The organism is Dechloromonas denitrificans, assembly GCF_020510685.1.
Classification (GTDB): domain Bacteria; phylum Pseudomonadota; class Gammaproteobacteria; order Burkholderiales; family Rhodocyclaceae; genus Azonexus; species Azonexus denitrificans_A.
Genome location: NZ_CP075185.1, coordinates 3,985,001 through 4,003,969 on the forward strand (window position 1 = coordinate 3,985,001; position 18,969 = coordinate 4,003,969).

General features: G+C 62.3%; 20 protein-coding genes, 1 tRNA gene and 1 rRNA gene (1 of these 22 running past the window's edge). 2 read left to right on the plus strand and 20 right to left on the minus strand.

The features are described 5' to 3' along the window. The 11 genes from KI611_RS19005 to KI611_RS19055 all read right to left on the minus strand — a co-directional run. Nucleotides 1-56: transfer RNA gene (locus KI611_RS19005), tRNA-Ile, on the minus strand (it extends 21 nt beyond the left edge of the window). 64 nt (nucleotides 57-120) lie between these two features. Next, nucleotides 121-1,658: ribosomal RNA gene (locus KI611_RS19010) — 16S ribosomal RNA — on the minus strand. A gap of 425 nt (nucleotides 1,659-2,083) precedes the next feature. Next, nucleotides 2,084-2,506, minus strand: coding sequence for a nuclear transport factor 2 family protein (locus KI611_RS19015; protein ID WP_226417213.1), 423 nt, complete (start codon nucleotides 2,504-2,506; stop codon nucleotides 2,084-2,086). Nucleotide 2,507: 1 nt separating this feature from the next. Beyond that, on the minus strand, nucleotides 2,508-3,266 hold the full coding sequence (locus tag KI611_RS19020) for an SDR family NAD(P)-dependent oxidoreductase (RefSeq protein ID WP_226417214.1): 759 nt from the start codon (nucleotides 3,264-3,266) through the stop codon (nucleotides 2,508-2,510). A 7-nt stretch (nucleotides 3,267-3,273) separates the two neighbouring features. Beyond that, complete coding sequence (locus tag KI611_RS19025) at nucleotides 3,274-3,795, minus strand: DUF3833 domain-containing protein (RefSeq protein WP_226417215.1); 522 nt, start codon at nucleotides 3,793-3,795, stop codon at nucleotides 3,274-3,276. A 1-nt stretch (nucleotide 3,796) separates the two neighbouring features. Next, nucleotides 3,797-5,032 (minus strand): MFS transporter, encoded by a 1,236-nt coding sequence (locus KI611_RS19030; RefSeq protein WP_226417216.1) that lies wholly within the window; start codon nucleotides 5,030-5,032, stop codon nucleotides 3,797-3,799. A gap of 1 nt (nucleotide 5,033) precedes the next feature. Continuing rightward, nucleotides 5,034-5,561 (minus strand): chalcone isomerase family protein, encoded by a 528-nt coding sequence (locus KI611_RS19035; RefSeq protein WP_226417217.1) that lies wholly within the window; start codon nucleotides 5,559-5,561, stop codon nucleotides 5,034-5,036. After that, the gene (locus KI611_RS19040; RefSeq protein ID WP_226417218.1) at nucleotides 5,530-6,714 is read right to left on the minus strand and encodes an SAM-dependent methyltransferase; all 1,185 of its coding nucleotides are present in this window, start codon (nucleotides 6,712-6,714) and stop codon (nucleotides 5,530-5,532) included. The genes KI611_RS19035 and KI611_RS19040 overlap by 32 nt, the downstream gene beginning before the upstream one ends. Continuing rightward, nucleotides 6,711-7,499: a DUF1365 domain-containing protein gene (locus KI611_RS19045; protein WP_226417219.1), complete on the minus strand. Its 789-nt coding sequence runs from the start codon at nucleotides 7,497-7,499 to the stop codon at nucleotides 6,711-6,713. Before KI611_RS19045 ends, KI611_RS19040 begins: the two co-directional genes overlap by 4 nt. Further along, nucleotides 7,492-8,823, minus strand: coding sequence for an NAD(P)/FAD-dependent oxidoreductase (locus tag KI611_RS19050; RefSeq protein WP_226417220.1), 1,332 nt, complete (start codon nucleotides 8,821-8,823; stop codon nucleotides 7,492-7,494). Before KI611_RS19050 ends, KI611_RS19045 begins: the two co-directional genes overlap by 8 nt. A gap of 27 nt (nucleotides 8,824-8,850) precedes the next feature. Beyond that, nucleotides 8,851-9,411, minus strand: coding sequence for a glutathione peroxidase (locus KI611_RS19055; protein WP_226417221.1), 561 nt, complete (start codon nucleotides 9,409-9,411; stop codon nucleotides 8,851-8,853). Between the two features lie 106 nt (nucleotides 9,412-9,517). Here KI611_RS19055 and KI611_RS19060 point away from each other — a divergent pair, with 106 nt between their 5' ends. Next, on the plus strand, nucleotides 9,518-10,423 hold the full coding sequence (locus tag KI611_RS19060; RefSeq protein WP_226417222.1) for a MerR family transcriptional regulator: 906 nt from the start codon (nucleotides 9,518-9,520) through the stop codon (nucleotides 10,421-10,423). A 90-nt stretch (nucleotides 10,424-10,513) separates the two neighbouring features. Here the strand turns inward: KI611_RS19060 and KI611_RS19065 are convergent, their stop codons facing one another. The 9 genes from KI611_RS19065 to KI611_RS19105 form a co-directional block, all read right to left on the minus strand. Next, nucleotides 10,514-10,792, minus strand: coding sequence for a hypothetical protein (locus KI611_RS19065; protein WP_226417223.1), 279 nt, complete (start codon nucleotides 10,790-10,792; stop codon nucleotides 10,514-10,516). Between the two features lie 95 nt (nucleotides 10,793-10,887). Beyond that, entirely contained in the window at nucleotides 10,888-12,180 is a 1,293-nt protein-coding gene (phoR, locus tag KI611_RS19070; RefSeq protein WP_226417224.1) for a phosphate regulon sensor histidine kinase PhoR, read from the minus strand. A 5-nt stretch (nucleotides 12,181-12,185) separates the two neighbouring features. Then, nucleotides 12,186-12,872 (minus strand): phosphate regulon transcriptional regulator PhoB, encoded by a 687-nt coding sequence (gene phoB, locus KI611_RS19075; protein ID WP_226417225.1) that lies wholly within the window; start codon nucleotides 12,870-12,872, stop codon nucleotides 12,186-12,188. After that, nucleotides 12,869-13,561, minus strand: coding sequence for a phosphate signaling complex protein PhoU (phoU, locus tag KI611_RS19080; protein ID WP_226417226.1), 693 nt, complete (start codon nucleotides 13,559-13,561; stop codon nucleotides 12,869-12,871). Before phoU ends, phoB begins: the two co-directional genes overlap by 4 nt. 13 nt (nucleotides 13,562-13,574) lie before the next feature. Then, the gene (pstB, locus tag KI611_RS19085; RefSeq protein ID WP_226419949.1) at nucleotides 13,575-14,354 is read right to left on the minus strand and encodes a phosphate ABC transporter ATP-binding protein PstB; all 780 of its coding nucleotides are present in this window, start codon (nucleotides 14,352-14,354) and stop codon (nucleotides 13,575-13,577) included. Nucleotides 14,355-14,411: 57 nt separating this feature from the next. After that, nucleotides 14,412-15,338: a phosphate ABC transporter permease PstA gene (pstA, locus tag KI611_RS19090; RefSeq protein WP_226417227.1), complete on the minus strand. Its 927-nt coding sequence runs from the start codon at nucleotides 15,336-15,338 to the stop codon at nucleotides 14,412-14,414. Between the two features lies 1 nt (nucleotide 15,339). Continuing rightward, nucleotides 15,340-16,275: a phosphate ABC transporter permease subunit PstC gene (gene pstC / locus KI611_RS19095; protein WP_226417228.1), complete on the minus strand. Its 936-nt coding sequence runs from the start codon at nucleotides 16,273-16,275 to the stop codon at nucleotides 15,340-15,342. 92 nt (nucleotides 16,276-16,367) lie between these two features. Beyond that, nucleotides 16,368-17,372: a PstS family phosphate ABC transporter substrate-binding protein gene (locus tag KI611_RS19100; protein ID WP_226417229.1), complete on the minus strand. Its 1,005-nt coding sequence runs from the start codon at nucleotides 17,370-17,372 to the stop codon at nucleotides 16,368-16,370. A 110-nt stretch (nucleotides 17,373-17,482) separates the two neighbouring features. Beyond that, nucleotides 17,483-18,052: a hypothetical protein gene (locus KI611_RS19105; protein ID WP_226417230.1), complete on the minus strand. Its 570-nt coding sequence runs from the start codon at nucleotides 18,050-18,052 to the stop codon at nucleotides 17,483-17,485. A 108-nt stretch (nucleotides 18,053-18,160) separates the two neighbouring features. Here KI611_RS19105 and rpiA point away from each other — a divergent pair, with 108 nt between their 5' ends. Next, complete coding sequence (gene rpiA / locus KI611_RS19110) at nucleotides 18,161-18,829, plus strand: ribose-5-phosphate isomerase RpiA (protein WP_226417231.1); 669 nt, start codon at nucleotides 18,161-18,163, stop codon at nucleotides 18,827-18,829. Nucleotides 18,830-18,969 lie beyond the last annotated feature (140 nt).

The following is an 18,969-nucleotide window of genomic DNA, read 5'->3' on the forward strand; positions in this document are numbered from 1 at the left end:
AACCAACGACCCCCGCCTTATCAAGACGGTGCTCTAACCGACTGAGCTACAGACCCTCGTCTGTTTGCGCTACGTTTGAACAATCGATAGGTTGTGGGTGCCACTGATGCTTTTCTCTAGAAAGGAGGTGATCCAGCCGCAGGTTCCCCTACGGCTACCTTGTTACGACTTCACCCCAGTCACGAACCCCGCCGTGGTAAGCGCCCTCCTTGCGGTTAGGCTACCTACTTCTGGCGGAACCCGCTCCCATGGTGTGACGGGCGGTGTGTACAAGACCCGGGAACGTATTCACCGTGACATGCTGATCCACGATTACTAGCGATTCCGACTTCATGCAGGCGAGTTGCAGCCTGCAATCCGGACTACGATCGGCTTTCTGGGATTGGCTCCCCCTCGCGGGTTGGCGACCCTTTGTACCGACCATTGTATGACGTGTGAAGCCCTACCCATAAGGGCCATGAGGACTTGACGTCATCCCCACCTTCCTCCGGTTTGTCACCGGCAGTCTCGCTAAAGTGCCCAACTAAATGATGGCAATTAACGACAAGGGTTGCGCTCGTTGCGGGACTTAACCCAACATCTCACGACACGAGCTGACGACAGCCATGCAGCACCTGTGTTCAGGTTCCCTTTCGGGCACATCTCAATCTCTCAAGACTTCCTGACATGTCAAGGGTAGGTAAGGTTTTTCGCGTTGCATCGAATTAATCCACATCATCCACCGCTTGTGCGGGTCCCCGTCAATTCCTTTGAGTTTTAACCTTGCGGCCGTACTCCCCAGGCGGTCAACTTCACGCGTTAGCTCCGGTACTAAAAGGTTTTACCCTCCCAACACCTAGTTGACATCGTTTAGGGCGTGGACTACCAGGGTATCTAATCCTGTTTGCTACCCACGCTTTCGTGCATGAGCGTCAGTATCGACCCAGGGGGCTGCCTTCGCCATTGGTGTTCCTCCACATCTCTACGCATTTCACTGCTACACGTGGAATTCCACCCCCCTCTGCCGTACTCTAGCCTTGCAGTCACAAGCGCAGTTCCCAGGTTGAGCCCGGGGATTTCACGCCTGTCTTACAAAACCGCCTGCGCACGCTTTACGCCCAGTAATTCCGATTAACGCTCGCACCCTACGTATTACCGCGGCTGCTGGCACGTAGTTAGCCGGTGCTTCTTATTCCGGTACCGTCATCCACACCAGGTATTAACCAATGCGATTTCTTCCCGGCCGAAAGAGCTTTACAACCCGAAGGCCTTCTTCACTCACGCGGCATGGCTGGATCAGGCTTGCGCCCATTGTCCAAAATTCCCCACTGCTGCCTCCCGTAGGAGTCTGGACCGTGTCTCAGTTCCAGTGTGGCGGATCATCCTCTCAGACCCGCTACAGATCGTCGCCTTGGTGAGCTTTTACCCCACCAACTAGCTAATCTGATATCGGCCGCTCTAACAGCGCAAGGCCCGAAGGTCCCCTGCTTTCCTCCTCAGAGAATATGCGGTATTAGCGTAACTTTCGCTACGTTATCCCCCACTGAAAGGTACGTTCCGATACATTACTCACCCGTTCGCCACTCGCCACCAGGATTGCTCCCGTGCTGCCGTTCGACTTGCATGTGTAAGGCATGCCGCCAGCGTTCAATCTGAGCCAGGATCAAACTCTTCAGTTCAATCCAACTAATTACTCACAATTCACTGACGGTAGAATTTGACTTCTACCTCGATGGATCTCTCCATCCGTGTGATTGCCTTTAATACTTTTTGCGACTTGCGCCGCTTTCGCATCAAGGCACCCACACCTATCGATTGTCCAAATTGTTAAAGATCACTTCCTGCACTGCGCCGTCGCTTTCGCTTCGTCTGCAGCAGAGAGGCCGAATTATGAACCTCTTCTCTACTCCCGTCAAGCTTTTCAGCTCAACTTCTTCTTTCTGCTTCCTCTTCTCCAACCGCCGAAAACACCCGCCGCTGCAGAAGAGCTGCGCATTATATAGATCTCAAACCGAAGGTCAAGGCGCCAGTGAAAATAACTTGATACTTTCGCTTTTGCACTGCCGAAGAGACCCAAGAAGAGGCGTCAGACGTTGCTCATCAATCAAGCGGCCAGTGCTTTTCTTAGTAGACGCATTAACAGGCCGATAACCGGCAGCTTCATATATAACTCCTCCGCCGTATCCCAATAGTCGCGGTGGTAATTCACTTTGCCGTCGGCGTCGAATTTCAGATGCGAGACGCCGCGCATGATCTGCGTTTCGCCTTTGCCCCATGAGCCGAAGCAGTAGCTGAGTTCCCAGACCAACATCGCGCCATTGGCGTCGGCGACCTGCCCGGTAATGGTGAAGCGTGGTTCGACGACCTGCGTATACATATGGGTGAAGATGCGCTGGATGGCGACGAGGCCGTGCACCTCGTTGAACGGATCCTTGAAATAGGCGTTCTCGCTATAGAACTCCGGAAAGCGGGCAACGCTGTCCGGGGAAAGATCTTGGTAGAAGCGAATCAGTTCGGGCAACGTCATGTCAGCCTCCGGTGAATCGACGAACCAGCGGGAAATACCAGGCGTAGGGCAGCAGCGCCAGCAGCTTCATGACCCAGGTAAATCGCTTCGGGTAGTGAATCTCGAATTTGCCGCGACGGAAACCATCGAGCGTCGCAACCGCCGCCTGCTCCGGCGTCAGCAGCGCCGGCATGTTGAAATCGTTCTTGGCCGTCAGCCGGGTGGCGACAAAGCCCGGGTTGATGACCCAGACACCAATCCCCTTGGGCGCCAGCTCGAGATGCAGACATTCGGCAAAGTGGATCAGTGCCGCCTTGCCCGGTCCGTAGGCCAGTGCCTTCGGCAAGCCACGGTAGCCGGCGACGCTGGCGCAGAAGGCAATTCCGCCGCCCGCGCCAAGCAGATCGGGGAGGACCGTTGCAGCCAGGCGCATCGCGCCGGTGAAATTGACGGCGACGACCTTTTCCGCCAACTCAAGGTCAAACCCGGCGGCCTGCATCGGCACGTAGTCGCCGGCCAGGTAAAGCACCAGATCGACGCCGCCCATTGTCGTGACGAGCACCTGATGCGCCGCGCCCAGGCTGGCGGTGTCGGTCGCATCGCAAGGGAGCACCAAGGCGTTGGCGATTTCCAGCGCCTGCAGTTTGCCGCCATCGCGCCCGGAGAGGGCCAGCCGCGCACCGCGTCCGGCCAGGTCGCGGGCCAGCGCGGCGCCAATGCCGCTCGAGGCGCCGACCAGCCAGACACGCCTGCCTTGCCACTCGGTGATTTTCGGGTTCATCGCCGGCTCAGCGCTTGACGAAGGTCAGCGTCACTTCGCCCAGGTTGAAGCCCCACTTGCTCATATAGGAGCGGTTCATCATCACCTTGTCGTCCATCAGGTACATCCAGTCGTCGAAATTGACGTGATAAACCTTGCCGTCGACCGGCAGGGCCAGCACATAGCGCCAGCGCAGCGCATTGCCGGCGACTTCGCCGATTGCCTCGCCGACCACATCGTCGGCCCGCCCCCGGAATGTGCCATCCGCCTGCTTGGTCAGCGTCCACACCCGGCGCGAAGTGGTGCCGTCGGACCACTTGAAGTTCTCGTCGAGGATGCCGGTATCGCCCGTCCATTGCGCATCGATGACGACATGGAAGCGCTTTTTCACCTCGCCGGAGCGGCCCTGGAACATGCCCCAGGCGTCGAGTGTGCCATTCAGATAGGTCTTCATATCGAGGGGCGGTTGTTCGCTGCGGTATTGCTCGACTCCGGGCGACGCACAGCCGGCCAGGCCAAGCGTGAAGGCGGCAGCCATAACGAGTTTCATGTCAGATCTCCAGATAATGACGCCAGCGCCAGAGCAGCACGCCGGCTAGCAACTTGAAGCCGAGCGGCAACAAGGCATAGGCAAAAGTAAGGGCGCCCAGCCCCTGCGTGCCACCCGGCACATAACCGAGCAAGGCGAGCAGCGGCAAGGCCAGCCCGGCGGCCAGCGCCAGATTGAGCTTGGCGACGAAATTCCAGACCCCGAAACAGGCGCCGGCCTGCCCCTGACGTTCGCCCAGGTCGGCAGCGATCGCTGCCGGCAGTGCCAGATCGGCACCAAGCGCCAGGCCCGAGGCGATACAGATGGCCGCGAAGGCCCACAGATCGCCGCTGGCGAGCAGGCTGGCACCGGCAAACGCGGCAATCGAAAGGCCGATGGCCCCCAGCCAGGCGTAGACACGGCCGAAACGCCCGGCAAGTTTCACCCATAGCGGCAACGAGGCGGCGCCGGCAATGAAGTAGAGGGCCAGCAAGGGGCCGCTCGCCGTTTCGAGTTGCAGCACGTCGGCGACGAAGAACAGGAAAAGCGTGGCCGGCAGCGCGGCGGCGATGCCATTGGCGACGAAGACGCCGAGCAGCCGGCGAAAAGCCGGATCGGCGAAGACCCGGCGCAGGCTGGGCAATAAGGGCTGCGCCAGCCGCCCACCGGCAAAGGGCGGCGCCGAAGGCAGCGTGCCGCCCGCCCGACTGAAGGTGGCGAGTGCGGCGATCAACAGCAGCGGCGGCAGGATCCACGAGAGGCGTGCGATGCCGTCGCTCAGATTGCTCGCCAAGACTGCCGGCAAGGCAGCTGCCAGCACCACGCCGAGCAGGCCGAAGCCTTCGCGGGCGGCGGTCAGCTTGGTGCGCAGCCCGGAGTCGATACCGATATCCGCGCCCCAGGCCTGATAGGCGACCGAGGCAGCCGAGAAGCCGACGTAGGTCAAGGCCAGCGAACCGGCCAGCCAGATGGCCGCATGCTCGGCCGGCGGATTGAGCAGCGCGACGAAGCCGATGGCAAAAGGCAGCAGCGCAATCGCCACCATGCCAGGGCGCGCCACGCGATCGGCCAGCCAGCCGAGCCACGGGTCGATGCCGGCGTCGAGCAGGCGCGTGCCGAGCAGGATGGCGCCGAGCAGCGCCAGTTCCATGCCGAAGGTTTCGGCGTAGAAACGCGGCACATGGACATAGATTGGCAGCGCGGCAAAGGCCAGCGGCAGGCCGAGCAGACCGTAGGCAAGAATGCGGCCGTTGGTCATCTCACGCCGCCGGACGCTTGAGCAGTGCGCTGCGCAAAGCCGGGGCGCTGGTTCGGGCATCGAGCCAGATGGCGAAGAAGGCGTTGGCGAAGGCCGGATCGCCGAGCGCGCCGATCAGACGGTCGTTGTAGAAAAAGCGGGCGCCAGTCGGCAGATGCAAGCCGGTGATCTGGTCGCCAGGCCCGACGTCGGGAAAGATGCGCGCCATCTGCTCGCCCCACAGCCTGAGCTGGGTCTCGTCGGCCATCCCGAGCGCACGGATTTCCTTGACGCTGGCCTCGGCGATGTCCTTGCCGGCGATACTGCGCCGGTAGGTCAGTTTCAAGGCCAGCGGCGGGCGGGCCGGGTCGTCGCCGGCAGCCCACAGCGTCGCTTCATAGATCAGGAAGCCGAAGCGCCGGAATTCGCCGCTGCCCCAGCGGCTGAAGCCGGCCAGCGGGTTCTCGGCGGCCCCGCCGAGCAGCGGCCAGGCGGCGAGCAGGCCGAGCAGCCGGCGCCTAGTGATGGCGGAGTTCAAAATGGACGACATCGACATTGCCGGCCAGGAAACCGGCCTCGCAATAGCAGAGATAGAGACGCCACAGGCGACGGAAGTGCTCGTCGAAACCGAGTGCCGCGATTTCCGGCCATTTCCGCTCGAAAGTGTGGCGCCACTCGGCCAGCGTCCGGGCGTAGTCGGCGCCAAAGGCGTACTCGGCATGCACGGTCAGGCCCTGCCTGGCGGCCGCCGCGCGGAAGGCGGCGCGCGAGGGCAGCATGCCGCCGGGAAAAATGTATTGCTGGATGAAGTCGGTGCCCTTGCGATAGCTGGCGAACAGGTCGTCGCGGATGGTGATGCTCTGGATCACCATCCGACCGCCCGGCTTCAGCGCCCGCGCCACGCTCTTGAAATAGCTCGGCCACCAGCGCTCGCCAACCGCTTCGAACATTTCGATCGAAACGACGTGGTCGAATCGCTCGGTCGTGTCGCGATAGTCCTGCAAGCGAAGGTCGGCCGCCGGCACACGCCGTTGGGCCCATGCCAGCTGGGCCGGCGACAAGGTCAGGCCGGTTACCTGCAAGCCCTCGGCGACGGCCATTTCGGCAAAGCCGCCCCAGCCGCAGCCGATTTCCAGCACGCGGTCGCCCGGCGCCGCCTTCAGCCGGCGCAGGATGCGGCGGTATTTGGCACTTTGGGCTTTTTCCAGGCTGCCGTCATCGACCGCCCGATAGAGGGCGCTCGAATAGCTCATGCCGGGATCCAGCCAGAGCTTGTAGAAATCGTTGCCGAGGTCGTAATGGGCCATGATGTTGCGCTTGCTGCCGGCCCGGCTGTTGCCGTTGAGCCAGTGCCGGACGCGGGCTACCAGCAGCTTGCGCCACGAGCCGTAGACCGCGGAACGCAGCGCCGCGCGGTTTTTCGCGAGCAGCGTCAGCAGCCCGGTGACATCGGGCGAATCCCAGTAACCGTCGAGATAGGCCTCAGCCAGCCCGATATCGCCCTTGGCCAGCACCTGGCCGAACATCGCTTCGTCGTGCACCTGCAGCGTCACGCCATGCTCGCCATCGCCAAAGAGCTGGCTTGAACCGTCGGGCAGGCGGACTTCGAGCATGCCGCCCCGCAATCTGTCGAGCAGCGCAAAAACCAGTCGGGTGTCGCGGGCGAGATGGTCGGCGCCGCGCAGGGTCAGGGTGTTATTCATTTGGTCGATTCCCGGAGAGGGTGAGATGCGGCCGGCGGATGGGCGCCGACGAAGGGCACGCCCTTCAGCCAGAGCCGGAATGCCTGCCAGTGGATGCGAAACATCACGCCGACGGTCAACCAGGGCATGCGCAACAAGGCGCCGAGCAGCGCCCGCGAAGACCAGGCCGCGGGCTTGCCGGAGATCGAAGTCAGCAATAGTTGGCCCTCGGCATCGGCGTAATCGATCCGGACCTGCGGGTACTTGCGCTGCAGATCGAAGCGGAAGCGATAGCCGCCTTCGACCTGACAAAACGGCGAGACATGAAAATCCTTGGTCGCCGTCAATTCCTCGCCATCGCGCAGCGGTGCGCCGTCCGGATGGTGCAGCAGATAACTGTGGCGACCGCCGAAGGTGTTGCTGACCTCGGCCAGCACGGCGATCAGCTCGCCACCCCCGTCATGGCAGAACCAGAAGCTGACCGGATTGAAGACGTAACCGAGGACGCGCGGAAAACACTGGAGAACGATCTCGCCATCGACCGGCAAACCATGCTCGCGGAGCTTCGCCTGAATCCACGGCAAGAGCGGACTGCCGTCGCGCGGACCATGATCTTTCCGGCGAAAACTGAGCAAGCGGCGGCGGTCGACGCCGAACAACCAGCGATTGGCCGAGGCCAGATCGGCGAGCGGCAACTGCACGAAAAAGACCGGATAGACGAAGGCATGAACCACCGGGCGCAGTCGGCGGTGCATCACGTGACCGACGAGCAGGCGCGGCGGTGCGGCCAGCTTGCGCTCAGACATGGGCCAACTCGCGACCGAGCGGTGCCGCGGCGGCCTGCCACGGCGCCAGCACCCCAAGGCCGTTGCTGACACGCAGCGCCGACTTCAGTCCATCTTCATGAAAACCGTAGCTGCCCCAGGCACCGGCCAGCCAGATGCCGTTATCGCCCTGGACTTCGGCCAGTCGTTGCTGGGCGGCAATCGCCGGGCCGTCGAAGATCGGATGGGCGTAGTCGAATTCGGCAATCACCTTGGCCGAGTCCGGCTGACGCGCCGGATTCAGCGTGACGACGACCGGCGTGGTGAATGGCAGGGGCTGCAGCCGGTTGATCAGATAGGAGACGGCGACCGGCTGACGGCCCGGCTCGCCACTGCCGGCGAAGTAATTCCATGCCGACCAGAGCTTTTCGTCGCGCGGCAACAGACGCGGATCACTGTGCAGCACGGCGCGATTCGGCTGGTAGCGGATCGCCGCCAGCACGTCGCGCTGCGCCTCGGTTGCCGCGCCGCCGAGAATGGCCAGCGCCTGATCGCTGTGGCAGGCCATCACCACCCGGTCGAACAGCTCGCTGCCCGCCGCATGGGTCAGGCGCAGCCCGGCGGCCTCGCGGCTGACCGAAAAAACCGGGCAGGCAAGACGGATGTCGCTCAGTTGGGCAGCGATCTTGCGCACGTATTGGCGCCCGCCGCCCTTCACCGTTCGCCACATCGGCCGGTCGAAAATCTGCAGCAGGCCATGGTTCTGGCAGAAGCGGATGAATGTGGCGAGCGGCGTATCGAGCATCTCGCCGGTCGGGCAGGACCAGATCGCCGCCGCCATCGGCAGCAGATACCACTCGGCAAAGGCGCTCGAATAGCGCCCGTCGTTGAGGAAAGCCCGCAGACTGAGCGTGCTCTCCGGGTGCCTGGCCAGCCAGCGGCGACTGTCGCGGTTGAAGCGCAGGATGTCGGACAGCATCGACCAGAAGCGCCGACGCAGCAGATTGCGTTTCTGGCCGAAGACAGTGGCCAGACTGCTGCCGGCCCATTCGAGATCGGGATTTTCGAGGCTGACCGCAAAAGACATCTCGGTTTCGACGCTGGCGACGCCAAGCTCGGCAAACAAGGCGATCAGGTTCGGGTAGGTCTGCTCGTTGAAGACCAGGAAGCCGGTATCGACCGGATGCGTCTTGCCTTCGAGATGCACGTCCACCGTATTGGTGTGGCCGCCGAGATAAGGCGCGGCCTCGAACAAGGTGACCCGATGTTGCTTGCCGAGCAGCCAGGCGCTGGCCAGGCCGGAGATGCCGGCGCCGACCACGGCGATCCGTTGCGGTCGGTCAATGAAGGGGTGCGGGGCGTTCATCGTTGGCTCCTGTTGGGCGGACGGCGTTTACTTGAGGAACTCATCGATTTTCTTCAGCAGATCCTTGTCGTCCGGCTTGGTCATGCTGCCGAACGCCACCACCTGCGTCGCATCGCGGTTGATCAGGTATTTGTGGAAGTTCCATTTGGGCCGGCTGTCGGTGATCTCGGCCAGCCGCATATAGAAAGGATTGGCCGCCTTGCCGCGGACCACCGTCTTGCCGAGCATCGGAAACTCGACGCCGTAGGTCAGCCGGCAGAAATCGGCGATCTCCTTGCTGCTCCCCGGTTCCTGCTCGCCAAAATCGTTGGACGGAAAGCCGAGCACCACCAGCCCCTGCCCCTTGAGGCGGGCATAGAGCTTTTCCAGGCCGTCGTACTGCGAGGTAAAACCGCAGTAACTGGCGGTATTGACCACCAGGATGACCTTGCCGCTGTACTGGCACAACGACTGCGGCTGGCCATCGAGCAGCCCGGGAAAACTGTAATTGAGCAGAGGTGGACAGTCGGCGGCAGCCGCAGCAAGCGGCAGCGTGCCGAATGACAGCACACCGGCAATGGCTAGCCAAGATTTGAGGTTTCCGAACATGTCCAACTCCTTGATTGTTTGTCCTAGACAAATAGAACATTTGTTCGTAAGATAAGCATCAAAGTTTGAATTGTCAACGGTTTGTCTAACATTTGTTCAGGACAAAATGAATACACCCTGTTTTAACATTGCGGCAGTCGAACGCGACACCGGGCTCTCCAAGGATGTCCTGCGGATGTGGGAGCGGCGCTACGGTTTCCCGATCCCGCATCGCGACGCGAACGGCGAGCGCAGCTACCCGACCGAGCAGGTGGACCGCCTGCGCCTGATCAAACGCTTGATGGACTTGGGCCACCGGCCGGGCAAGCTGATGGCGATGCCGAGCGAAGAACTGAGCTGCCTGGCACCGCGCCGTGCAACAGCACGTCCAGCCGCCGCAGCAGTGGCCGGCGAGGACCTCGCGCCCCTGCTCGCGCTGATCAAGCAACACGACAGCGCCGGCTATCAGCAGGCCATGCAGCAGTGCCTGGCCCGCCAGGGCCTGCAAGGTTTTGTCCAGGACACCATCGCGCCGCTCACCCAGCTAGTTGGCGAAGCCTGGGAAGATGGCCGTTTTGCCGTCTTCGAGGAGCACCTATTCACCGAACTGACCAAGCGCGTGTTGCGCCAGGCCATCGCGGCGCTGCCCGATGGCAAACGCAGTCCGCGCATCCTGCTGACCAGCGTGCCCGACGAACCGCACGTCCTCGGCCTGCTGATGGTTGAAGCCTTGTTCTCGCTGGAAGGAGCCGAATGCGTGCCGCTCGGCACCCAGATGCCACTGCTCGAAATCGGCCGGGCGGCCACGGCCCATCAGGCCGACATCGTCGCCTTGTCGTTCTCGACGGCCTTTGCGCAGCGACAGATTCCCGGCCTGCTCCAGCAACTGCGCCAGGTGTTGCCACCGGCCGTCGCGCTGTGGGTCGGCGGTCAAGGCGTTCAGCGCCTGGCTGGAATCGACGGGGTGGTTCTGCTGACGAGCTTCGCGAGCGCCAACACGGCACTCAATGAATGGCGGCTGACGCACGCCTGAAAACCGGTACCCGCGGACGGCACGGGCAATAGCGGTAGCGCCGGAAATTTTCCGGCGGGCCGGGCTGTGGCGCCGGCGAACCTGGGGACTTCAGGCTGCGGTCAGTGCCTTGGCGATCAATTCGGCGACGAAGACGTTGATCCCGCCTTCGTGGGCCATGCCGCGTTCCTGCAATTGCTTGACCAGCTCGGCCGGCAGCTTGCAGGCGAAGGGAATCTGGCCGGACGCCCGGTCCTGCCGGCGCTGCTCGCGCTTGTCCACGGCGCTTGCCGCGCCGCCGGCAAAGCGGCCGGGAATGGCGGTGGCGCCCACCTTGCCATTGATTTTGATTCCGCGGTTCTTTTCCAGATCGGTCTTCGACATGCTCATCGGGGTTTCCTTGCCTGCAGTTTGGTCGCGAAAGCGCGACCGGCCCGGATTATCACCGAAAGGCGCCGGCCCCATCGGGAATTCGGCGGCCGGCCTTAAACGCCGGCGACGCGGCTGGCCGGAAACTTCGCGGCAAACCGGCTACCGACGCCCGGCGTGCTCTTGATCTCCAGCTGGGCCTGATGGCGACTCAGCGAATGCTTGACGATGGCCAGCCCGAGGCCGGTCCCGCCGGCATCGCGCGAGCGGCCCCGGTCGACGCGATAGAAGCGTTCGGTCAGCCGGGGAATATGTTTGGCTTCGATACCGATGCCGGTATCTTCGACGGCGAATTCCGCCCCCTGCGGACTGGCCTGCCAGCTGATGCGCACGGTGCCGCCAGCCGGGGTGTAGCGCACGGCGTTGGCCACCAGATTGCCGAAGGCACTGACCAGCTCCGGCTCGGCGCCGCGCAGGTCACCCCGCCCGTCGCTTTCGACGACGATGGTGTGACGGCCGGCCGATAGCGCTTCGGCATCGCGGCGCAGCTTGTCGATCAGGTTGGCCATGTCGACCAGTTCGCTTTCCGGCGGCGGGGCGGATTCGATCGACGACAGAGTGAGCAGATCCTGCACGATCGACTCCATGCGCATCGATTGTTCGGACATCATCGCCAGGAAACGCTGCTGTTCATCGCGATCGAGCTCGATTTCCTGCAGGGTTTCGAGAAAGCCGGCGAGCACCGTCAGCGGCGTGCGCAATTCATGCGAAACATTGGCGACGAAATCGCGCCGCATGCGGTCCAGACGATCGGCTTGCGTCACGTCCTTGATTTGCATCAGCCGGCGGTCACCGGCATAGGGAATGAGGTGGATGGAAAGGACCCGCTCTTCCTTGCGGTCGAAGCGCAGGGTCAGTGGCCGGGAGAAATCCTCGGCTTCCAGATAGGCGACGAATTCGGGGCGACGCACCAGATTGACGATCGGCTGGCCGAAATCGGTTCGTAGCATCAAGCCCAGTTGTGTCTCGGCCGTCGTGTTGCAGAAGACGATCTGGTTGTTCAGGTCGAGCAGGACGACGCCGTCGGTCAGCGCCTGGGCGGCGGCAATGATCCGGGCAATCTCCTCCTCGCGTTGGGCGATCTGCTGCCGCAGGTCTTTCTCGTGCCGATACAGACGACCGAAAATGCCGTCCCAGGCGCCCTCGCCTTCCAGACTGCTATCGACGACCGGAGCCTGCGACCAGCGATCAAGGCGGGAAAAGTTGCGAAAATGGAACGCCATCTGCAGCCCGAGACCGGCACAGAAGATCGTCCAGCCGGCCCATTCGGCGAAAAAGATGCCAACCGGCAAGGCCGCCACACCGGTCAACAGGGCGAGAACTAGCGCCCGAATTACTTGTGCCGACACCCGCTTCAGGCTCCCCGGAAGCGATAACCGGTGCCGCGCACCGTCTCGACCCGCTCATGGTGGCCGGAGGTTTCCAGCGCGGCGCGCAGCCGGCGGATATGGACATCGACCGTACGCTCCTCGATGAAGACGTGATCACCCCACACTTCATCGAGCAACTGGGCGCGGGTGTACACCCGTTCGGCATGGGTCATGAAGAAGAAGAGCAGACGGAATTCGGTCGGCCCCAGTTCGATCGGTTGGCCGCCAGCCAGCACCCGATGGGTCGCCGGATTGAGCGCGAGATTGCCGACCTCGACGGCTTCGCCGGCCAGATGCGGCGCCCGCCGGCGCAGCACGGCGCGGACGCGGGCGACCAGTTCCTTGGGCGAGAAGGGTTTAGTGACGTAATCGTCGGCCCCGGCCTCCAGCCCCTGCACCTTGTCTTCTTCATGGACACGGGCAGTGAGCATGATGATCGGCAGTTCGCGGGTCCGTTCGTCGCCGCGGATTTTCTTGGCCAGCGCCACCCCGGACTGGCCGGGCAGCATCCAATCGAGCACGACGAGGTCCGGCAGGGCAGCACGAATCGCCGACTCGGCCTCCTCGGCGCTGCTTGAGCGCACGACGAGAAAGCCGGCGTGCTTGAGGTTGATCACGACAAGCTCCTGGATCGCCGGTTCGTCTTCGACAACCAGAATCGTCGGTGTCACTTGACGCTCTCCTTGCCGGTATGGCGGACATCCCGCCCTTCGACCACGTAGATCACCTGCTCCGAGACATTCTTCGCGTGATCGCCGATGCGCTCGATGGCGCGGGCGATGGTGATGATGTCGATCGAGGTGGTAATGGTCCGCGGGTCTTCCATCATGTGGGTGATCAACTGGCGGATGATCGACTTGAATTCGGTATCGACATCGGAATCGGCCCGGATGACTTCCCTGGCCTGCGCCGTATCGAGGCGGGCAAAGGCGTCGAGGGCCTGGCGCACCATGATCAGCGCCGCTTCGGCCAGATGGCGGATGCCGACGCCGTACTGCGACGGCGTATGGCCGTTTTCGTAGATGCGGCGGACGCCCTTGGCGATCTTCTTGGCTTCGTCGCCGGCCCGTTCGAGGTCGGTGACAATCTTGCTGATGCCAAGCACCAAACGCAGATCGGAAGCCGTCGGCTGACGCTTGGCGATGACGTGGGCGCAATCGTCGTCGATGGCCTTTTCGAGTTCATTGACCTTGCGGTCGGTCTCGACGATGGTCTTGACGCTCGCCACTTCGCCCGTCGTGTAGGCATCGATGGCTGCGGAAACCTGGGTTTCGACCAGACCGCCCATCTGCAGCACATGGGTGCGCAGACGGCTGAGTTCTTCGTCGAACTGGCTGGAAAGGTGTTGGCTTTCGTTCATGTCGCTATCCTCGTTAACCCATACGGCCGGTGATGTAGTCTTCAGTGCGCTTGTCCTGCGGCTTGATGAAGATTTCGTCGGTCTTGCCGAATTCGATCATTTCACCCAGGTACATGTAGGCGGTGTAGTCGGAAACGCGCGCCGCCTGCTGCATGTTGTGGGTGACGATGAGAATCGTCACGCGCTTTTTCAGCTCGTGCACCAGTTCTTCGATGGCGCCGGTGGCAATCGGGTCGAGCGCCGAAGTCGGCTCGTCGAACAGCAGCAGTTCGGGATCGGTCGCCAGGGCGCGGGCGATGCACAGACGCTGCTGCTGACCGCCGGAAAGATTGGGCGCCAGATCCTGCAGGCGGTCCTTCACTTCGTCCCAGATCGCGGCGCCGCGCAGGGCCTGTTCGACCTTGTCGTCGAGCGCCCGCTTGTTGTTCTCGCCGCGGACGCGCAGGCCGTAGGCGACGTTCTCGAAAATCGTCTTGGGGAACGGGTTCGGCTTCTGGAAAACCATGCCGATGCGCATCCGCACTTCGATCGGATCGACATCCGGCGACAGCAGGTTGGTGTTGTCCGGGAAGAAGCGGATCTCGCCCTCGTAGCGGTTGCCCGGGTAGAGGTCATGCATGCGGTTGAAGCTACGCAGGTAGGTCGATTTGCCGCAACCGGAAGGCCCGATCAGCGCGGTCACCTTCTTGTCGTAGATCGGCATGTTGATGTTCTTCAGCGCCTTGGCTTCACCGTAAAAGAAGTTCAGGTTACGGGCTTCCGCCTTGAGCGTGGGGTGATCGTGAATCTGCATTTGAGCGTCCATTTCAGTATTCATTTATGCTGGTTTGTCCGACGTTGACCTAAGGATTTACCACTTGATGTTCTTGCGCATCTTGTAGCGCAGGTAGATGGCGACGGCGTTCATCGACAGCACCATGGCCATCAGCACGAAGCCGGCGGCGGCGGCGTTCACTTCGAAGGCCGGGTCGGGACGCGAGGTCCAGTTGAAGATCTGGATCGGCATCACCGTGAAGGGCGACATCACCCAGTCGAACAGGCCGGCAGCCGGCTCGCCGGTAAAGGGCACCGGCGGCAGGAAGGCGATGAAGGTCAGCGCGCCGATGGTGATGATCGGCGCCGTTTCCCCGATGGCGCGGGCCAGGCCGATGATCACGCCGGTCAGGATGCCGGGCATGGCGTAGGGGATGATGTGGTAACGGCAGGTCTGCCAGCGGGTCGCACCGACCGCCATCGAGCCTTCGCGGATCATTGCCGGAATGGCGCGGATCGCTTCGCGGGTCGACACGATGACGATCGGCAGGATGAGCAGAGCCAGCGTCAGACCGGCCGACAGGATGCTCTGGCCGAAGCCGAAGGTATAGACGAAGATGCCGAGCGCCAGCAGGCCATAGACGATCGACGGCACCGCCGCCAGATTGGTGATGTTGATCTCGATGATGTCGGTCACCCAGTTGCGCTTGGAGTATTCCTCGAGATAGACCCCGGCGGCGACGCCGAGCGGCACGGCGGCGAGCGCGGTGACGAACATCACCAGGATGGTGCCGACCCAGGCCGACAGGATGCCGGACTGGCCGGCCCGGCGCGAGGCGAAGTTGGTGAAGAAGTCGAGGCTGAGCCGTTCCATGCCGCGGTTCAGCATGTCGCCGACCAGCAGGAAAATGACCAGCAGACCGATTCCCAGGCAGATGATGCCGAGCGCCTGGAACAGCGTGTCTTTCATTTTGCCGCGCGCAATCAGCGTGCGGATTTGTTCAGTCGTCAGTGCTTGTTGCATGTTAGTAAGCCTCCCGGAAGCGACGGCGCAGCCACTGGCCAAAGATATTGAAGGCCAGCGTGATCAGCAGCAGGGTCAGGCCCGCGGCAAAAATGGTTTGATAGCCGATCGAGCCGTGCGGCAGGTCACCCAGCGCGACCTGAACGATGTAGGAAGTGATGGTCGCCGCCGGCTCCATCGGGTTCCAGGTCAGGTTGGGCTGCATGCCGGCGGCGACGGCGAGAATCATCGTTTCGCCGACCGCCCGGGAAATGGCCAGGATGTAGGAAGCGGCCAGGCCCGAAACGGCGGCCGGAACGACGACGTGGATCGCCGTATACAACTTGGTCGCGCCCATCGCGTAGGAACCTTCGCGCATGCTCATCGGCACGGCGCGCATGGCATCCTCGGACAGCGAGGCGATGTACGGCACGATCATGATGCCCATCACCAGGCCGGCGGAGAGCAGCGAGAAGCCCGGCAGTTCGGGCAGGACCTTCTGCAGCAGCGGGGTCACGATGAGCAGCGCAAAGTAGCCGAAGACGATGGTCGGAATGCCGCCGAGCAGTTCAAGGACCGGCTTGGCGATTTCACGCACTTTTGAATTGGCGAATTCGGAGAGGTAGATGGCGATGATCGTGCCCATCGGAATGGCGACGAGAAGGGCCACACCGGAAGAAACCAGGGTACCGGAAATGAGCACCATGATGCCGTAGTGGGCATCATCGAACAGCGGAGTCCATTGGTTGTCGGTCAGAAAGTCGACGATGCTGACGGTCTGAAAGAAATGGAAGGACTCGGAAACGAGGACATAGACGATGCCGACGGTGGTCAGCACGGAGACCGCGGCGGCAGCGAACAGCAGCATCTCGATGAGACGCTCGCTGGCGTGGCGCATGGCGTTCTTGGCCAGGCGATCGCTGACCTGATGCAGGTCGGAAACATTGTTTGCAGACATGGCGTGATTCACTTGAAGAACCTTTTTGGATGAAAGTCCGCCCCCGGAGGGGCGGATTTTCGGCGGCGGGCACCGTAATGCCCGTACGCAGTTTACATCTTGGCTTCGCGCTTCATGATTTCTTCAACGGTAATACCGATTTCATTGTGGCCGCCAAACACGGTGCCGACCTTCTTTTCCTTGGCGTGCTTGATGTTGCCTTCATAGATCGACTTCGGCAGCGGCACGTACTTGACTTCGCGCACCAGCTTTTCGGCGTTCTTCATGTAGAACTCGACGAACTCACGCACTTCCGGCTTTTCCAGCGACTTGGCCTTGACGTACACGAAGATCGGACGCGACAGCGGCGCATAGGTGCCGTTCTCGACGTTGGCGCCGGACGGCTCGACGGCCTTGCCGGTCTTCGGATTGACGATCGGCAGACCCTTCAGGCGGGACATGTTCTCGGCGTAGTAGGCATAACCGAAGTAACCGATGGCGTTGACGTCGCGGGAAACACCCTGGACCAGCACATTGTCGTCTTCCGATGCGGTGTAGTCGCCGCGCGAGGATTTGGCCTTGCCGACCATCGCTTCGGTGAAGTATTCGAAGGTGCCGGAATCGGCGCCGGCGCCGAACAGCTTGACCGGGGCATCAGGCCAGGCCGGATTGACCTGGTTCCACTTCATGATCTTGCCCTGGGCGGCCGGCTCCCACAGGGTCTTCATTTCTTCGACCGTTGCCTGCTTGAGGAAGGTGTTCTTCGGGTTGATCACGACGGTCAGCGCATCGTAGGCGACCGGCATTTCGATGTAATCGACGCCAGCGGCCTTGCAGTCGACCATTTCCTTCGACGTGATCGGCCGCGAAGCGTTGGAGATATCGGTCTCGTCGCGACAGAATTTCTTGAAACCGCCGCCGGTACCGGAAATGCCAACCGTCACCTTGATGGCGTTCTTCTTGGCTTTCTGGAAATCTTCGGCAACCGCTTCGGTGATCGGGTAAACCGTGGAAGAACCGTCAATCTTGACGATCTGCTGAGCATTGGCGGCTTGGGCGCCAAACAGGGCCACACCGGCCGCTGCCATAAATGAAACCAAAGTGGATCGTTTGATCATGAGTAACTCCTGCATTAAGTTGAGTTGAACAACGCATTGCAGGTTACTCGCGCTTTGTTACAGTTCAATGACAGGCTGTAACAAAGCGGCCCGAGACTACTCCGGTGGGCTTATTTGGCCGGCCGACCGGTCTTGATGCGCTCGACGCGCCCCATCACCGCCTTCAGTTCGGCATCGCCGAGGGCAGCCAGCAGCGCAATGCCGCCGCGCAGCAGTTCACTCTTCTTGACCTCGTGGCCAAGCGCGGCCAGCCGCTTCTTGAGTTCGCCGATCCGGGCGAACTCGGCTTCCGGCATCGCGTAGCCGTCGCGGACCAGTTTCGGCTTCTTCGCCTTGGCCGGTTTTTCATGCTTGGCGGCCTTCTTGCCGAGCGGTGCCGGCTGCTTCATCACCTTCGGCTGGTCGTAGTTGATGGCCTGCGCCTTGACCAGCGCATCGGCCAGCACCTTCTGGTGGCGGGCGACCGTTTCATCTTCCCGCGACGGCTTGCGCGGCGGGCGGGCCCGGGCGGTTGCTGCCGCCGTCGCCGGCAAGGTCGCCGTCGGGGCGGCAACGGGAGGAATCTCGTCCACCGGCGCCGCCACGGCTCGCTCCGGCGCCGGGCGCGGCACCAGTTTTTTTGGCGGTTTGGGTGTACTGACTGGCTTGGCGGCGGGTGCCGCCTTTTTTGCATTGGTCATTATTCTCTCCCATTAAACGGTATGCGGAGTTTAGCGATTTCGCCCGGCAGCAAAGTTAAACTTTTTTGACAGGTTAAAATGGTCGCCACCCCATTCAGGAGCAGTTCCATGACTCAGGACGAACTCAAGCAGGCCGTCGCCCAGGCTGCCGCCGACTATGTCGCGCAACACGCCCCGGCCGGCAGCATCATCGGCGTCGGCACCGGCTCGACGGCCAATTTCTTCATCGATGCGCTGGCCCCGCTCAAGGACCGCTACAAAGGCGCCGTCGCCAGTTCCGAAGCGACCCGCAAGCGCCTCGAAGGGCATGGCTTCGCCGTGCTCGATCTGAACGATGTCGATGACATCCCGGTGTATGTCGATGGCGCCGATGAAATCGACGCCGGCCTGAACATGATCAAGGGCGGCGGCGGCGCACTGACCCGCGAAAAGATCGTCGCGGCCGTGGCCAGGACCTTCGTCTGCATCGCCGATGGTTCCAAGCTGGTCGACACCATGGGCAACTTCCCGCTGCCGGTCGAGGTCATCCCCATGGCCTGCGCCCATGTCGCCCGCCAGTTGGCCAAGCTGGGCGGCACGCCGGTGCTGCGCGAAGGCTTCGTCACCGACAACGGCAACCTGATCCTCGACGTCAAGGGACTGGCGATCACCGACCCGAAGGGCCTGGAAGCCGAGATCAACCAGATCACCGGCGTCGTCACCAACGGCCTGTTCGCGCTGCGCCCGGCCAATGTGCTGCTGCTCGGAACCAGTGCCGGAGTAAAAACGATCCAGTAGTCCGGCCGCCCGCAGCCATGGCCGGTCGGCTCTGACCGATGCGATCCCGCCCGGCACTGCCGGGCGTTTTTCCTTGTGCCGCCGCGGCGAGCGGCCCGCCCAGCCCCGCTTTCGCCATGGCCGAACCAGACATCTGTTCA

Coding starts and splice junctions, on each gene's coding strand:
- KI611_RS19015 (WP_226417213.1), bottom strand. CDS start 2,506: ATGACGTTGCCCGAACTGATTCGCTTCTACCAAGATCTTTCCCCGGAC.
- KI611_RS19020 (WP_226417214.1), bottom strand. CDS start 3,266: ATGAACCCGAAAATCACCGAGTGGCAAGGCAGGCGTGTCTGGCTGGTC.
- KI611_RS19025 (WP_226417215.1), bottom strand. CDS start 3,795: ATGAAACTCGTTATGGCTGCCGCCTTCACGCTTGGCCTGGCCGGCTGT.
- KI611_RS19030 (WP_226417216.1), bottom strand. CDS start 5,032: ATGACCAACGGCCGCATTCTTGCCTACGGTCTGCTCGGCCTGCCGCTG.
- KI611_RS19035 (WP_226417217.1), bottom strand. CDS start 5,561: ATGTCGTCCATTTTGAACTCCGCCATCACTAGGCGCCGGCTGCTCGGC.
- KI611_RS19040 (WP_226417218.1), bottom strand. CDS start 6,714: ATGAATAACACCCTGACCCTGCGCGGCGCCGACCATCTCGCCCGCGAC.
- KI611_RS19045 (WP_226417219.1), bottom strand. CDS start 7,499: ATGTCTGAGCGCAAGCTGGCCGCACCGCCGCGCCTGCTCGTCGGTCAC.
- KI611_RS19050 (WP_226417220.1), bottom strand. CDS start 8,823: ATGAACGCCCCGCACCCCTTCATTGACCGACCGCAACGGATCGCCGTG.
- KI611_RS19055 (WP_226417221.1), bottom strand. CDS start 9,411: ATGTTCGGAAACCTCAAATCTTGGCTAGCCATTGCCGGTGTGCTGTCA.
- KI611_RS19060 (WP_226417222.1), top strand. CDS start 9,518: ATGAATACACCCTGTTTTAACATTGCGGCAGTCGAACGCGACACCGGG.
- KI611_RS19065 (WP_226417223.1), bottom strand. CDS start 10,792: ATGAGCATGTCGAAGACCGATCTGGAAAAGAACCGCGGAATCAAAATC.
- phoU (WP_226417226.1), bottom strand. CDS start 13,561: ATGAACGAAAGCCAACACCTTTCCAGCCAGTTCGACGAAGAACTCAGC.
- pstB (WP_226419949.1), bottom strand. CDS start 14,354: ATGCAGATTCACGATCACCCCACGCTCAAGGCGGAAGCCCGTAACCTG.
- pstA (WP_226417227.1), bottom strand. CDS start 15,338: ATGCAACAAGCACTGACGACTGAACAAATCCGCACGCTGATTGCGCGC.
- pstC (WP_226417228.1), bottom strand. CDS start 16,275: ATGTCTGCAAACAATGTTTCCGACCTGCATCAGGTCAGCGATCGCCTG.
- KI611_RS19100 (WP_226417229.1), bottom strand. CDS start 17,372: ATGATCAAACGATCCACTTTGGTTTCATTTATGGCAGCGGCCGGTGTG.
- KI611_RS19105 (WP_226417230.1), bottom strand. CDS start 18,052: ATGACCAATGCAAAAAAGGCGGCACCCGCCGCCAAGCCAGTCAGTACA.
- rpiA (WP_226417231.1), top strand. CDS start 18,161: ATGACTCAGGACGAACTCAAGCAGGCCGTCGCCCAGGCTGCCGCCGAC.